11 protein-coding genes are annotated in these 13,342 nt (G+C 62.7%); 8 read left to right on the top strand and 3 right to left on the bottom strand.

What is annotated here, in order from left to right; translation table 11 throughout:
* Nucleotides 1-857 precede the first annotated feature (857 nt).
* The 3 genes from rpsT to mutM form a co-directional block, all read right to left on the bottom strand.
* Nucleotides 858-1,136, bottom strand: coding sequence for a 30S ribosomal protein S20 (gene rpsT, locus RLCC275e_RS23605; RefSeq protein ID WP_003556028.1), 279 nt, complete (start codon nucleotides 1,134-1,136; stop codon nucleotides 858-860).
* Between the two features lie 192 nt (nucleotides 1,137-1,328).
* A complete protein-coding gene (locus RLCC275e_RS23600) occupies nucleotides 1,329-2,102 on the bottom strand; it encodes an enoyl-CoA hydratase (RefSeq protein WP_033181288.1) in 774 nt (257 codons plus the stop codon).
* A 38-nt stretch (nucleotides 2,103-2,140) separates the two neighbouring features.
* Nucleotides 2,141-3,031 carry a bifunctional DNA-formamidopyrimidine glycosylase/DNA-(apurinic or apyrimidinic site) lyase gene (gene mutM / locus RLCC275e_RS23595; RefSeq protein ID WP_033181287.1) on the bottom strand — a complete coding sequence of 297 codons (891 nt, stop codon included), beginning with the start codon at nucleotides 3,029-3,031 and terminating at the stop codon, nucleotides 2,141-2,143.
* A 149-nt stretch (nucleotides 3,032-3,180) separates the two neighbouring features.
* Between mutM and ubiE the strand changes: the two genes are divergently transcribed.
* From ubiE to ertB, 8 genes are all read left to right on the top strand, one after another.
* Nucleotides 3,181-3,957 carry a bifunctional demethylmenaquinone methyltransferase/2-methoxy-6-polyprenyl-1,4-benzoquinol methylase UbiE gene (ubiE, locus tag RLCC275e_RS23590; protein ID WP_033181286.1) on the top strand — a complete coding sequence of 259 codons (777 nt, stop codon included), beginning with the start codon at nucleotides 3,181-3,183 and terminating at the stop codon, nucleotides 3,955-3,957.
* Between the two features lie 62 nt (nucleotides 3,958-4,019).
* The gene (gene ubiB / locus RLCC275e_RS23585) at nucleotides 4,020-5,594 is read left to right on the top strand and encodes a 2-polyprenylphenol 6-hydroxylase (RefSeq protein WP_033181285.1); all 1,575 of its coding nucleotides are present in this window, start codon (nucleotides 4,020-4,022) and stop codon (nucleotides 5,592-5,594) included.
* 198 nt (nucleotides 5,595-5,792) lie between these two features.
* A complete protein-coding gene (locus RLCC275e_RS23580) occupies nucleotides 5,793-7,364 on the top strand; it encodes an aromatic amino acid lyase (protein ID WP_003556022.1) in 1,572 nt (523 codons plus the stop codon).
* A 145-nt stretch (nucleotides 7,365-7,509) separates the two neighbouring features.
* Nucleotides 7,510-8,889 carry a hydantoin-5-propionate amidohydrolase gene (ertD, locus tag RLCC275e_RS23575; protein WP_033181284.1) on the top strand — a complete coding sequence of 460 codons (1,380 nt, stop codon included), beginning with the start codon at nucleotides 7,510-7,512 and terminating at the stop codon, nucleotides 8,887-8,889.
* On the top strand, nucleotides 8,886-10,166 hold the full coding sequence (locus tag RLCC275e_RS23570) for a Zn-dependent hydrolase (RefSeq protein WP_033181283.1): 1,281 nt from the start codon (nucleotides 8,886-8,888) through the stop codon (nucleotides 10,164-10,166). Before ertD ends, RLCC275e_RS23570 begins: the two co-directional genes overlap by 4 nt.
* Nucleotides 10,147-11,244, top strand: a complete 1,098-nt coding sequence (ertC, locus tag RLCC275e_RS23565; protein ID WP_033181282.1) for a thiohydantoin desulfurase — start codon at nucleotides 10,147-10,149, stop codon at nucleotides 11,242-11,244. Before RLCC275e_RS23570 ends, ertC begins: the two co-directional genes overlap by 20 nt.
* Nucleotides 11,245-11,247: 3 nt before the next feature.
* Nucleotides 11,248-11,577 (top strand): TfoX/Sxy family protein, encoded by a 330-nt coding sequence (locus RLCC275e_RS23560; protein WP_020052607.1) that lies wholly within the window; start codon nucleotides 11,248-11,250, stop codon nucleotides 11,575-11,577.
* Between the two features lie 70 nt (nucleotides 11,578-11,647).
* Complete coding sequence (gene ertB / locus RLCC275e_RS23555; protein WP_033181281.1) at nucleotides 11,648-13,309, top strand: thiourocanate hydratase; 1,662 nt, start codon at nucleotides 11,648-11,650, stop codon at nucleotides 13,307-13,309.
* Nucleotides 13,310-13,342: the final 33 nt, after the last annotated feature.

Below are 13,342 nucleotides of genomic sequence, written 5' to 3'. Positions count from 1 at the left end.
AATGCCGCCTTTCAATTCCACCGGGCGGCATCCGCTAAAACGGCCGCCCGATCATTCCCCGCTTTGGCGGGCTGACGGATCCTCATGAGCCGCTCGCCTGCCGGTTCACTCAAAACACTGCCCCTCACGGGACCGGCGCAAAACTCCGTTGCAGGTGCCGCGTTCATGCGGCAACCTTCATCGGCTTTCCGTGCCAGGCTGGCGGTCGATCCTCGTTTTCGGCCGACCAGCCCGAACGCAATATTACTTTAACCTTCTCCCTTGGCCTCGCCTTAAACGTGTGACCAATGAAGGCACAAAACATCCCCGCTCCGTAACAGCCACGTTACGGCTCAAATCCGTCGAGTGCTTGAAAAAACGGAAGCCCAAGGCTCCGTAGCAAAAGGCACAAACTCATCGCCCTGCCGACGTGGCAGTTAAAACCGAGCCTCTGCAGGTGATGTCCGCGCCCTTTGTTGAAAGCCATTTAGGCAGGATCAAACGGCAATATCAACGATGAATTTTACGCAAAATTAACAAGCGGCCATTGACTCCGCCTGCCGTTTTCGGGCGTCACACCAGCGTCAAAAAAGAATCGCAGTTGAATCAAAGAGATTCCCCGTTCGGGCTATTTTGACACGCATTGAAAGAAAAAAAAATAAAATCCTCTTGACTCGCCTGTGGTCCCGGAAGCGTGGGGCAGAGTCGCGCGGCGTGAAAGCATCCTTGCGCAAACAATTGTTTTTAAACAATTTTTCCTGTCATTGCGCTGACACGAAACGGTCGTGAGATTAACCATGCAGGGGCTGATCGGCGGAATCGAAAAAGCCCGGTAAAATTACCGGGCTAATCATAAAGAAGAAGTCGTTAACGGAAGATTACGCGGTCGTGGTGACCGAAAGAGCCTTCACACGAGCGGCCAGACGCGAGACCTTACGCGATGCCGTGTTGGCATGCAGCACGCCCTTGCTGGCAGCGCGGGCAAGCTCGGGCTGAGCAGCCAGGAAAGCTTCCTTCGCCTTGGCGGCGTCACCGGATGCGATGGCCTCTTCGACCTGGCGAACGAAAGTACGAACGCGCGAGCGACGAGCCTTATTGACGTCGGTACGGCGGGCGATCTTGCGGGTCGCTTTTTTCGCCGAAGTTGTATTGGCCATGGATGCCTCTCTCAAGAATTCGAACAAACTCCGCCATTACCGCGGGCCCTGCGGCCACAAAATCCAGCAATGCGGGAGCAATCGCGGAAAACCAAACCGGCTTTCCGAACCGTGGGCGGGCATATAACTCTAAAGCCGGCCCACGTCAACGCGGATTTTCAAGCTTTGCCACCGGCAAGCGCCGAAAAGCATTCAACGGTGCGTAAAAGCCGGTTTGCGTTTCTCGACGAAGGCCGCCATGCCTTCTTTCTGGTCTTCCGTGGCAAAGAGACTGTGAAACAGGCGGCGCTCGAAACGCAAGCCCTCCTCCAGCGTCGTCTCGAATGCGCGACTGACCGCCTCCTTGGCCATCATCACCGAGGGACGTGAAAGCGAAGCGATCTTTTCGGCCGCGGCAAAAGCCTCGTCGAGCAGACGCTCGGGCGCCACCACGCGCGAAACGAGTCCCGACCGTTCGGCTTCCGCCGCATCCATCATGCGGCCGGTCAGGATGAGATCCATCGCCTTCGCCTTGCCGACGGCGCGCGTCAGCCGTTGCGAGCCGCCCATGCCCGGAATGACGCCAAGGGTGATTTCCGGCTGGCCGAACTTCGCCGTCTCCGAGGCGATAATGAAATCGCACATCATGGCGAGCTCACAGCCGCCGCCGAGGGCAAAACCGCCGACCGCAGCGATCACCGGCTTGCGCGCCTTGGCGACTTCATCCCAGCCGCTGATGAAATCACTCTTATAGATATCGGCGAACTCAAGCGGCTGCATCTCCTTGATATCGGCGCCGGCGGCAAAGGCGCGCTCGGAACCGGTCAGCACGATCGCCCCGACCGTCTCGTCGGCGTGGAAAGCGGCATAGGCCTCTTTGAGTTCCTTCAGGACGGTGGAGTTCAGCGCGTTCAGCGCCTGCGGGCGGTTCAGCGTGACGAGGCCGACATTGCCTCGGGTTTCGACGATCAGGGTCTCATAGGCCATGCTGTTCTCCCGGTTTCTCACTCTTACTTCTGGTGGACTCACTTCTGGCAGGTGGCACAATAGAAGGTGGAGCGACCCGCCTGGACGATGCGGGCGACCGTACCGCCGCAGCCGGGCGTGCGGCAAGCCTGACTTTCGCGATCATAGACGGAGAAGGAATGCTGGAAATAACCGAGCGATCCGTCGGTCTGGATATGATCGCGCAGCGACGATCCGCCGGCGGCGATCGCATCGGCGATGACGTCGCGGATCGAGGCGACGAGCAGGTCGAGCTGCGCCTTCGGCCGGCCGCCTGCCGTCACCAGCGTGCCGGCGGCACGGATCGGCGAAAGATGCGCGCGCCACAGTGCCTCGCAGACATATATATTGCCGAGGCCGGCAATGTTCTTCTGGTCAAGCAGCGCGCTCTTCAGCGGCTGCGCCTTGTCGCGGAAACGTTCGGCCAGATAGGCGGCGCCAAGCTCGTTTCCTGTCGGCTCCGGGCCGAGATCGCGGAAGAAGGGATGCGCGGCGAGATCGGCACGCCCCACCATATCCATGAAGCCGAAACGGCGCGGATCGTTGTAGACGACACGGCGCGGGCCGCTCGTGCCCTCCAGATGGAAGACGACGTGATCGTGCTTCTCGTCTTTCGAGCGGGCATGGTGGAATTCGCCCGGCACGCCGGAGGCCGCACCCTCCTCGATGCGAAACGAGCCGGACATGCCGAGATGCGAAATCAACGTATTGCCGTCGTCGAGATCGACCAGCAGATATTTGGCGCGGCGGCCAAGGCCAAGGATGGTGCGGCCGGAAACCCTGTCGGCGAAAGCGTCGGGAAAGGGGAAGCGCAGATCGCCGCGACGCAGCTCCAGCCTGGTGACGCGCGTGCCCTCCATCGCCGGCGTCAGGCCGCGTTTCACCGTTTCGACTTCTGGCAATTCCGGCATCTTAACCCATCTATCTCTAACGTGTTTCAACCGGCGACGATGTGCGCTATAGCGCCAGTGTGCCGCGGAGAATGCGGCCCATAGATAACGTCGCGCGCGGTCTTTCGCTATGGCCGCCGCGTCCGAATCTTCAGGAACGGAGCAGTCTGATGTCAGAAAGCCGCACTTCCGCCGACGGCGGTATGGAGACCTCCTACGGCTTCCGCGAGGTGCCTGATGGCCAGAAGCAGGGCCTGGTCAACCAGGTGTTCCACAAGGTCGCCAAGCGCTACGACATCATGAACGACGTCATGTCGATGGGAATGCACCGCGCCTGGAAAGATGCGATGATCTCGGCGCTGAACCCGCGCAAGGAGCCGGGCTACAAGGTGCTCGACGTTGCCGGCGGCACGGGTGATATCGCCTTCCGCATCGTCGAGGCGTCAGGCAGACAGGCGCATGCCACCGTGCTCGACATCAACGGCTCGATGCTCGGCGTCGGCGCCGAGCGGGCGGAAAAGAAAAAGCTTTCCGGCAATCTCACCTTCGTCGAGGCGAATGCCGAGGAACTGCCTTTCGAGGCGGGCAGCTTCGACGCCTATACGATCGCCTTCGGCATCCGCAACGTGCCGAGGATCGATGCGGCGCTGTCTGAGGCCTATCGCGTGTTGAAGCGCGGCGGACGGCTGCTGGTGCTGGAATTTTCCGAAGTCGATATGCCGCTTCTCGACAAGATCTACGACGCCTGGTCGTTCAATGCCATTCCACAATTCGGCAAGGCAATCACCGGCGAAGCCGAACCCTACCAATATCTGGTGGAATCGATCCGCAAGTTCCCGAACCAGGAGAATTTCGCGGCAATGATCCGCCAGGCCGGTTTTTCGCGCGTCACCTTCACCAATTATACCGGCGGCATTGCCGCACTTCATTCCGGCTGGAAGCTCTGACGCATGACGCCGAAAAATGTAGAGCGGTTTTCGAATAGCGTCGTGCGAGAATCAAGCAGAACATGAGTACTTTCGGCGCATATTTCCGTCTTTGGCGTGTCGGCTGGGTGCTCGTGCGTGAGGGTGTCGTGTCAGCTCTTCCTTCCGAAGGGCTGCCGCCTCCGGTCGCACTCGCCAAATCCTTCGTCACGATTTTCGAGCGAAGCAAGGCGCGGCATCAGAAGCGCAGCGACCGGCTGGCCCAGGCTGTCGAGCGGCTCGGTCCCTCCTATGTGAAGATCGGCCAATTCCTGGCGACGCGGCCGGATGTCGTCGGCGTCGAATTCGCCAACGACCTGTCGCAGCTTCAGGACCGGATGGCCTTCTTTCCCTCGGCAGCCGCCAAGGCCAATATCGAAGGCTCGCTCGGACGGCCGATCGGCGAGCTCTATGCGAGCTTCGGCGATCCGATCGCCGCCGCCTCGATCGCGCAGGTGCATCCGGCCGAGGTCGATAGCGCCGAGGGCCGGAAGAAGGTCGCCGTCAAGATCGTGCGGCCCGGCGTGCGCCAGCGCTTTGCCCATGACATCGAGGCGATGTATCTCGTTGCCCATATGCAGGAGCGTTTCCTGGCGTCCAGCCGGCGGCTGCGGCCGGTCGAGGTGACGAAGACGCTGGAGCAGACGACGAAGGTGGAGATGGATCTTCGCCTGGAGGCGGCAGCCCTTTCCGAGATCGCCGAGAATACCGAAAAGGACCCGGGCTTTCGCGTGCCGAAGGTCGACTGGGAACGCACCGGGCGCGACGTCATCACCATGGAGTGGATCGACGGCACGAGAATGTCCGATGTCGAGGGTCTGCGCGCGGCGGGCCATGATCTCAACCTGCTTGCCGATACGCTGATCCAGTCGTTCCTGCGCCACACGCTGCGCGACGGCTTCTTCCATGCCGATATGCATCCGGGCAATCTCTTCGTCGATGCTGATGGCATGATCGTCGCTGTCGACATGGGCATCGTCGGGCGGCTGGGCAAGAAGGAGCGGCGGTTCCTCGCCGAAATCCTCTATGGCTTCATCACCCGCGACTATATCCGGGTTGCCGAGGTGCATTTCGAGGCCGGCTATGTGCCCGGCCACCACAATGTCGAGAGCTTCGCCCAGGCGATCCGGGCGATCGGCGAGCCGATCCACGGGCAGCCGGCCGAGACGATCTCGATGGGCAAGCTGCTGACGCTGCTGTTCGAAGTGACCGAACTCTTCGACATGGCGACGCGGCCGGAGCTGGTGATGCTGCAGAAGACCATGGTCGTGGTCGAGGGCGTGTCGCGCATGCTCAATCCGCGCTTCAACATGTGGAAGGCATCCGAGCCTGTCGTCGGCGACTGGATCCGCACCAATCTCGGTCCGAAGCGGATAGCCACCGATCTCAAGGACGGGCTGAAAGCGGCGGTCAAGCTCGCCGAAGCCGTGCCGGAAATCGCGGCGAAGACCGAAAAATTCCACCATCAGCTGCTGCATATGAGCGAGCACGGCTTACGTTTCGACGCTGAAACGGCGGAGGCGATCGGCAAGGCCGAAGCGCGGCACAACCGTTCGGCCAAGATTGCGCTGTGGATCATCGCATTGACGCTTGTCTATATTGCCTGGATGCTGAGCTGACCGCCTGCCAAAAACATGCTGTGTTCGGCATTTGGGATATCCCATGTGACGGAGGGCTCGCTTAGTCTCGTCTTCAAAGCATGATGTCGAAAAGTGTGAGCAGTTTTCGACATCATGCTCTGACTCTTTAATTCAGAACGGGATTCAGATTTTAGGCCGATCCGGCCCAAAATCATCCTGTCCTGGGGAGATAGGCACATGAAGCACGAACGCCTTGGCATCGAACTTTCCGGACGACCGCTCGGTTTTGCCGAGATGGTGACGATTGGTGCGGGCAAGGCTAAGATTTCGGCCTCGGCGACAGGCATGGCCCGCATAGCGATCGCCCGCGAGATTGTCGAGGATGCCATTGCCTCCGGCATGCCCGTCTACGGCTCGACGACAGGCGTCGGCGCCATGAAGGATGTGGAGTGGTCGGCCGACGAACTCGACACCTTCAATCTCGGCCTGGTGCGCGCCCATCATTTCGGCACCGGCACCCCCTTTTCCTGCAATATCGTGCGCAATGCCATGGCGATCCGTATCAACACGGCGCTGACCGGCCAGGTCGGCTGCACGCCGGAGCTGATCCAGGCCTATATCAGGATGCTCGAGGCTGATCTCATCCCGGTCGTGCGTCGTACCGGCTCGATCGGCTGTGCGGATATCGGCCTGATGGGACAGATCGGCGCTGTGCTGACCGGCGTCGGCGAAGCAATCTATCGCGGCAACCGCATGCAGGCGGCCGAGGCTTTCCAGGCGGCCGGGCTGGAACCGATGCGGATGGCGCCGCGCGACAGCCTCGCCTCGCTCAGCGTCAATGCGGTGAGCTTTGCCTCAGCGGCGGAAACGACCCGCAACGCCGCAGCCTCGATCCGCGTCCTGCTGGCAACGGCGATGATGGCGGCCGGCGCGCTCGGCGCTTCCCGCGATCCCTGGAAAGCGGTCCGGCATGTCGGAACGGCGCGTGAGGCGCTGATCGGCGCCTGGCTCTGCAATGCCTCCGACGAGTGGAACTGGCCCGTCGCAACGCATGTGCAGGATCCGCTGAGCCTGCGGATGATCGCGCAGGTGTTCGGCGCGGTGATCGAAAACCTCTTATCGACCGGCCACAAGATCCTTGCCGCCACGGGGCGCTCGGACGACAATCCCGTCGTGGTCGAAGGCCGGGTGATGACGTCAGGCGGGTCGCTGCCGCTCGATGTGACGATCCTGCTCGAATCGGCGGCACTCTGCATGGCGCATGCGGCGCGCAACGCCTTCAACCGCTGCGTCATTCTCGGCAACGGCCAGCGGCGCGACCTGCCGGTCAATCTTGTGCCGCCGGGGCGGATTGCCACCGGTTTCGGGCCGATCATCAAACTTGCCGGCGAGATCTTCTCGCGCGTGCTGTCGATGTCCAATCCCGTGTCGGCGCAGTCGCTGGTGGTTGCGGCCGGGCTGGAGGACGAGGCGGCCTTCCTGCCGCTCGTCATCGAGCGCTTCGACCGGCAGATGCGGGCGCTGAAGCGCCTCGCAGCACTCGAGGCGCTGCTGTCGGCCCAGGCGATCGACATTCTCGGCGATGAACCGAAGGGTGTCGCTGCCATGCTCTACGAGGTCGTGCGCAAACATGCGGATTTTTATACGGTCGACCGGCCGCTTTCGGCGGAGGTTGAGGCGATCGAGGAGGAACTTGGTTCGGACGACTTTGTTACGAAGCTGACCGAGCAGGTTCCGATCGCCTCCTTCGACGATTTCTTCGCCCTCGGCTCGCTGGAGCGTATCGAGGAGCGGCTAACCAGCCCCTAGAACAGGATGAGTTTAGGCCCCGTCGGCTCAAAATGTGAATCCTGTCCTAAATAAGAGTTAGAGCATGATGTCGTCCGGAAACCGCTCACACTTTTCGGCATCATGCTCGAGCGGCAGTCTGATTTCAGCTTAGGAAGGAAGCGCCATGGATTTCGATCTCGTTCTGCAGGGCACGGTGGTGCTGCCGGACCGCATTCTCGACGAAGGTTATGTCGCCGTGCGCGACGGCAAAATCGCCGAGGTCGGCCTCGGCGTACCGCCTGCGGGCCGCGAACGGCATTTGCTCGGAAAAGCGCTGATCCTGCCCGGTGCGATCGACGCGCAGGTGCATTCGCTTTCCCAAAAAGACCAGGAGGATTTCCTCTGGTCGACACGATCGGCAGCGGCCGGCGGCGTGACTGCCATTGTCGACATGCCCTATGACGAAGGCAATCTCGTCTGCTCGGCAGCGGCGGTGAAGCGGAAAGTCGATCATGCCGGTCCGCAGGCGCGCGTCGACTTTGCGCTTTACGGCACCGTCGATCCGGAAGAAGGCCCGGCACGGATCCGCGAAATGGTGGAGGCAGGTGTCGCCGCCTTCAAATTCTCGACCTTCGGCACCGATCCCAAGCGCTTTCCGCGCATTCCGCCGGCCCTGCTCGATGCCTGCTTTGCGGAGATCGCGCCGACAGGACTGACGGCGGGCGTGCACAATGAAGACGACGAGGCGGTGCGCACCTATATGGAGCAAGTGAAGGCAAGCGGCATCACCGATTGGCGGGCGCACGGCCTGTCGCGGCCGCCGATCACCGAACTGCTGGCGATGCACACGATCTTCGAGACCGGTGCTCATACCGGTTGCCCGGCGCATGTAGTGCACTGCTCGCTCGGGCGCGGCTACGATATCGCGCGCGCCTATCGCCGCGATGGCTTTGCGGCGACGGTGGAATGCTGCATCCACTACCTGACGCTCGACGAGGAAAACGACGTGAAGCGGCTCGGCGGCAAGGCGAAGATCAATCCGCCGGTGCGGCCGCGCGCCGAGGTGGAGAGGCTCTGGCGGAAGGTGGCGGAGGGCGATGTCTGGCTGGTCTCGACCGATCACGTCAGCTGGTCGGAAAACCGCAAGACCAATCCCGACATGCTCGCCAACGCCTCCGGCGTTCCCGGTCTCGAAGTGATGGTGCCGCTTTTCGTCAAAGGTGCCATCGAACGCGGCATTCCGCTGACCTGGGCAGCCAGGCTGATGGCGGAGAACCCGGCGAAGCATTTCCGACTCGACCATATCAAGGGGGCGCTGACCCCGGGCAAGGATGCCGATATCGTCGTGCTCGAGCCGCGCGACAGCGTCTATGATGCATCGGCAAGCGGCAACAACGTCATCGGCTGGAGCCCCTATAATGGCATCCGCCTGCCCTGGACCGTCTCGGCCACCTATCTGCGCGGTGAAAAGATCGCCGAGGGCGCGAAGGTGCTGGCCGAGCCCGGCACCGGCCGGTTCGTGCGGCCGCTGCCGCGCCAGGTCATTGCGGGAGCTGAAGCATGAGCCGCAATCTTCCCGTCAATGCCGGCCGGATCGCTGGAGATATCGAGGCGCTGGCCGGGATTACCGAGCCGGGGCATCCCTGGACGCGGCGAGCCTTCTCGCCGCTATTTCTCGAGGGCCGGGCCTATATCGAAGCGCGGATGAAGGCGGCGGGACTGGAAACGCGGATCGATGCCGCCGGCAATCTGGTCGGCCGGCGGACAGGCCGGAAGCCTTGGCTCGGCACGATCATGGTCGGCTCGCATTCCGACACGGTGCCGGACGGCGGCCGCTTCGACGGCATTGCCGGGGTAATCGCGGCGCTGGAGGTGGCGCGCGCGCTACGCGATCAGGATATCGAACTCGATCACGATCTCGAAATCGTCGATTTCCTTGCCGAGGAGGTGAGCATCTTCGGCGTGTCCTGCATCGGCAGCCGCGGCATGACCGGCCAACTGCCGGCGGCCTGGCTTTCGCGCGTCAGCGACGGGCGCGACCTGGCCGAGGGCATCGCGCAGATTGGTGGCCGACCCGATGTGCTGATGCGGCAGAACAGGCCCGATATAGCAGGCTTTCTGGAGCTTCATATCGAACAAGGGCCGGTGCTCGAAGCCGAAAAGGAGGATATCGGCGTCGTCACCGCAATCTCGGGCATCACCCGGATCGAGATCACCGTCGAAGGGCGGGCCGACCATGCCGGCACGACGCCGATGGACCGGCGGGCGGATGCGTTGGTGGCGGCATCGCAGCTGGTGCTCGACATCCGCAACGCCGCCGCCGAACTTGCCAAAACGCCGGGCCATTTTGCAGCGACGGTCGGCGAATTCAGGATCGAGCCGAATGCCGCCAATGTCGTGCCGTCGAAGGTGGTGCTGCTGATCGATGGCCGTGCCGAAATCCGTGCCGACATGGAGGCATTCTGCCGCTGGCTCGACGGCCATGTCGAAAAGCTGGCGGGGGCCTATGGCGTGACGATCAAGACGCCGAACCGGGTTTCCGACAATCAGCCGACGCCTGCTGATGCCGGGCTGCTGTCGACCTTGGAGGCTGCCTGCGAGCGGGTCGGCGCGAAACACCGGCGCATGGCCTCCGGCGCCGGGCACGACACGGCCTGGATCGCCAAGATGGCGCCGGCGGCGATGATTTTCGTGCCCTGCCGGGAAGGCCGCAGCCATTCGGCCGACGAGTGGGCTGAGAACGACGATATCGCGCTCGGCGCCGCCGTTCTTTTCGAAGCGGTGCGCGAAATGGACAAGAGCTTGAATCAGGAGAAGGCGAATGGGACGCATACTCGTTGAGAAGGACGTGGAAGCTGCCGTCAGGGGCGGCTCCGTCTATGCCGCCGGCGGCGGCGGCTGGGCCGATCACGGACGGATGCTTGGGCTAGCCGCCGTCAATGTCGGCAAGCCCGAGCTGGTCTCGATCGACGAGCTGAAGGACGAGGATTGGATTGCGACTGCGGCCGCGATCGGCGCGCCGGCCTCCACCACCCCCTGGGAAATGCAGGGCATCGACTATGTGAAATCAGTGCAACTGTTGCAGGAGGCGCTGGGCGAAAAGCTTTCCGGGCTGATCATCGGCCAGAACGGCAAATCCTCAACGCTGAACGGCTGGCTGCCCTCGGCGATCCTCGGCACCAAGGTGGTCGACGCGGTCGGCGATATCCGCGCGCATCCCACAGGCGACATGGGCTCGATCGGCATGGCCGGATCGCCCGAGCAGATGATCCAGACCGCCGTCGGCGGCAATCGCTCCGAGAATCGTTATATCGAACTGGTGGTGAAGGGGGCGACGGCGAAGATCTCACCGGTGCTGCGGGCTGCCGCCGATCAATCCGGCGGCTTCATCGCCAGTTGCCGCAATCCGCTCCGAGCCTCCTATGTCCGCAGCCATGCAGCACTCGGCGGCATCTCGATGGCGCTTGCGCTCGGCGAGGCAATCATCGCGGCGGAGAAGCGCGGCGGATCTGCTGTCATCGACGCGATCTGCAAGACGACGGGCGGACATATCCTTGCCGAGGGCATCATTACCCGCAAGGACGTCGTCTACACCAAGGAAGCCTTCGACATCGGCACGATCACCGTCGGCTCGGGCGGAACATCGGTGACGCTGCATGTGATGAACGAATATATGGCGGTGGACGACGCGGATGGCGGGCGGCTAGCGACCTTTCCCGCCGTCATCACCACGCTTTCACCGGAGGGTGAGCCGCTCAGCGTCGGCCAGCTCAAGGAGGGCATGCATGTCTTCATCCTGCATGTGCCGATGGATATCATTCCGCTGTCGGCAAGCGTGCTCGATCCGACCGTCTATCCCGTCGTCGAAAAGGCGATGGGGATCGAGATCGCACGCTATGCACTGGCGACGAAGGCCTGAACCATGGCGCGCGATCCCGGTCTCGAAGAACTGATGCGTGAGGAACTCGGCGATCGGCCGGGCCTTGCCGAAAAATCCATGTTCGGCGGCTGGGCCTTCATGCTGAACGGCAATCTTCTCTGCTGCGCGCGCCATGACGGCATGCTGATCCGTCTCGGCAAGGGCAATGACGGCTGGGCGCTGGCACTGCCGGGCGTGATCCAGATGCTGTCGGGCGAGCGGGTGATGCATGGCTGGGTGCGAGGTGGTGCCGAGGTTTACGGCGACGATGCCCTGAGACGACGTTTGCTCGATGCGGCGCTCGCCTATGTGGAATCGCTGCCCAGCAAATAACGAACGATGCCATTCCCCCTTCTCCCCAGCGGGGAGAAGGGAAAGCAGAGAGCAAAACGAGGAACCCACGATGCCGAAGGCCAATCCACGTCATCCGAAATTTCCGATTCCGGGCGGGCCGGAACTGCGGGCCAAGGGCTGGCGGCAGGAGGCGCTGCTGCGGCTGCTCGAAAACGTGCTCTCCGTCGGCGAAGATCCCGACAATCTGATCGTCTATGCTGCTCTCGGCAAGGCGGCCCGCAACTGGGCGGCGCACGGGGGCATCGTCAAGGCGCTGACCGAGATGGAGGAGGACCAGACGCTACTCATCCAGTCCGGCAAGCCGATCGGGCTCGTTCGAACGCATGCCAAGGCGCCGCTGGTCATCATGGCGAACTGCAATATCGTCGGGCAATGGGCAAAGGCCGAAGTGTTCTACGAGCTGCAGCGCAAGGGACTGATCTGCTGGGGCGGGCTGACGGCCGGCGCCTGGCAATATATCGGCAGCCAGGGCGTCATCCAGGGTACCTACGAGATCTTCATGCGCATTGCCGAGCGGCGCTTCGGCGGCGATCTCCTCGGCCGGTTCGTGCTGACGGCCGGCCTCGGCGGCATGGGCGGGGCGCAGCCACTCGCCGGCCGCATGGCAGGCGCTGCGATCCTCTGCATCGACATCGATCCGGAGCGCGCCCGCAAGCGCCAGCAGATTGGTTACCTCCAGGAAATCGCGCCCGATCTCGACACCGCCCTTCAGATGATCGATGCGGCGGTGAAGGACAAGCGGGCGCTTTCCGTCGGCCTCGTCGGCAATGCGGCGGAGGTCTATCCCGAGATCGCCCGGCGCGGCATCGTGCCCGACATCGTCACTGACCAGACCTCGGCGCATGACCTCGTCTACGGTTACGTGCCGAAGGGCATGAGCCTCGAGCAGGTCAAGGGCCTGCGCGACGACGGCCAGGGGCAATTGATGGCGGCAAGCCGGGCCTCGATCGTCGACCATGTGACGGCGATGCTGGAATTCCAGAAGCGTGGCTCGGAAGTCTTCGACAACGGCAATCTGATCCGCACGCAGGCCAAAGAGGGCGGTATCGCCAATGCCTTCGACATTCCGATCTTCACCGAAGCCTATCTCCGGCCGCTGTTTGCGCGGGCGATCGGCCCCTTCCGCTGGATGGCTCTGTCAGGCGAGGAGAGCGATATCGCCCGGATCGACGATCTGCTGCTCGAAATGTTCCCTGACAACAAGATCATCACCAACTGGATCCGGCTGGCGCGCGAGCATGTGCCCTTCGAAGGGCTGCCGGCGCGCATCGCCTGGCTCGGCCATGGCGAACGCACGGCACTCGCAAGGCGCGTCAACACGCTGGTGGCAAGCCGCGAACTGAAAGGTCCGGTTGCCTTCTCCCGTGACCATCTCGACGCCGGCGCCATGGCGCATCCGAATATCATGACCGAGGGGATGAAGGACGGCTCCGATGCGATCGCCGACTGGCCGCTGATCGATGCGATGATGCTCTGCTCGTCGATGGCCGATCTGGTCGTCGTCCATTCCGGCGGCGGCGGCTATGCCGGCTACATGACCAGCTGTGGTGTCACCGTCGTCGCCGACGGCACGGATGCCGCCGACGAACGGCTCGACCATGCGCTGACCAACGATACGGCGCTTGGCGTCATGCGCTACGCCGACGCCGGTTACGAGGAGGCGCTGGACGAGGTGGCGAAGAAGGACGTGCCCTATATCCGGCTTGGTTGATCAAAATTTGCTGTATATCCTCGTCACATCTCA

This window comes from Rhizobium brockwellii (assembly GCF_000769405.2).
Lineage (GTDB): Bacteria > Pseudomonadota > Alphaproteobacteria > Rhizobiales > Rhizobiaceae > Rhizobium > Rhizobium brockwellii.
Note: the sequence above shows the minus strand (reverse complement) of the source record. Positions and strands in the feature narration are given on the sequence as shown.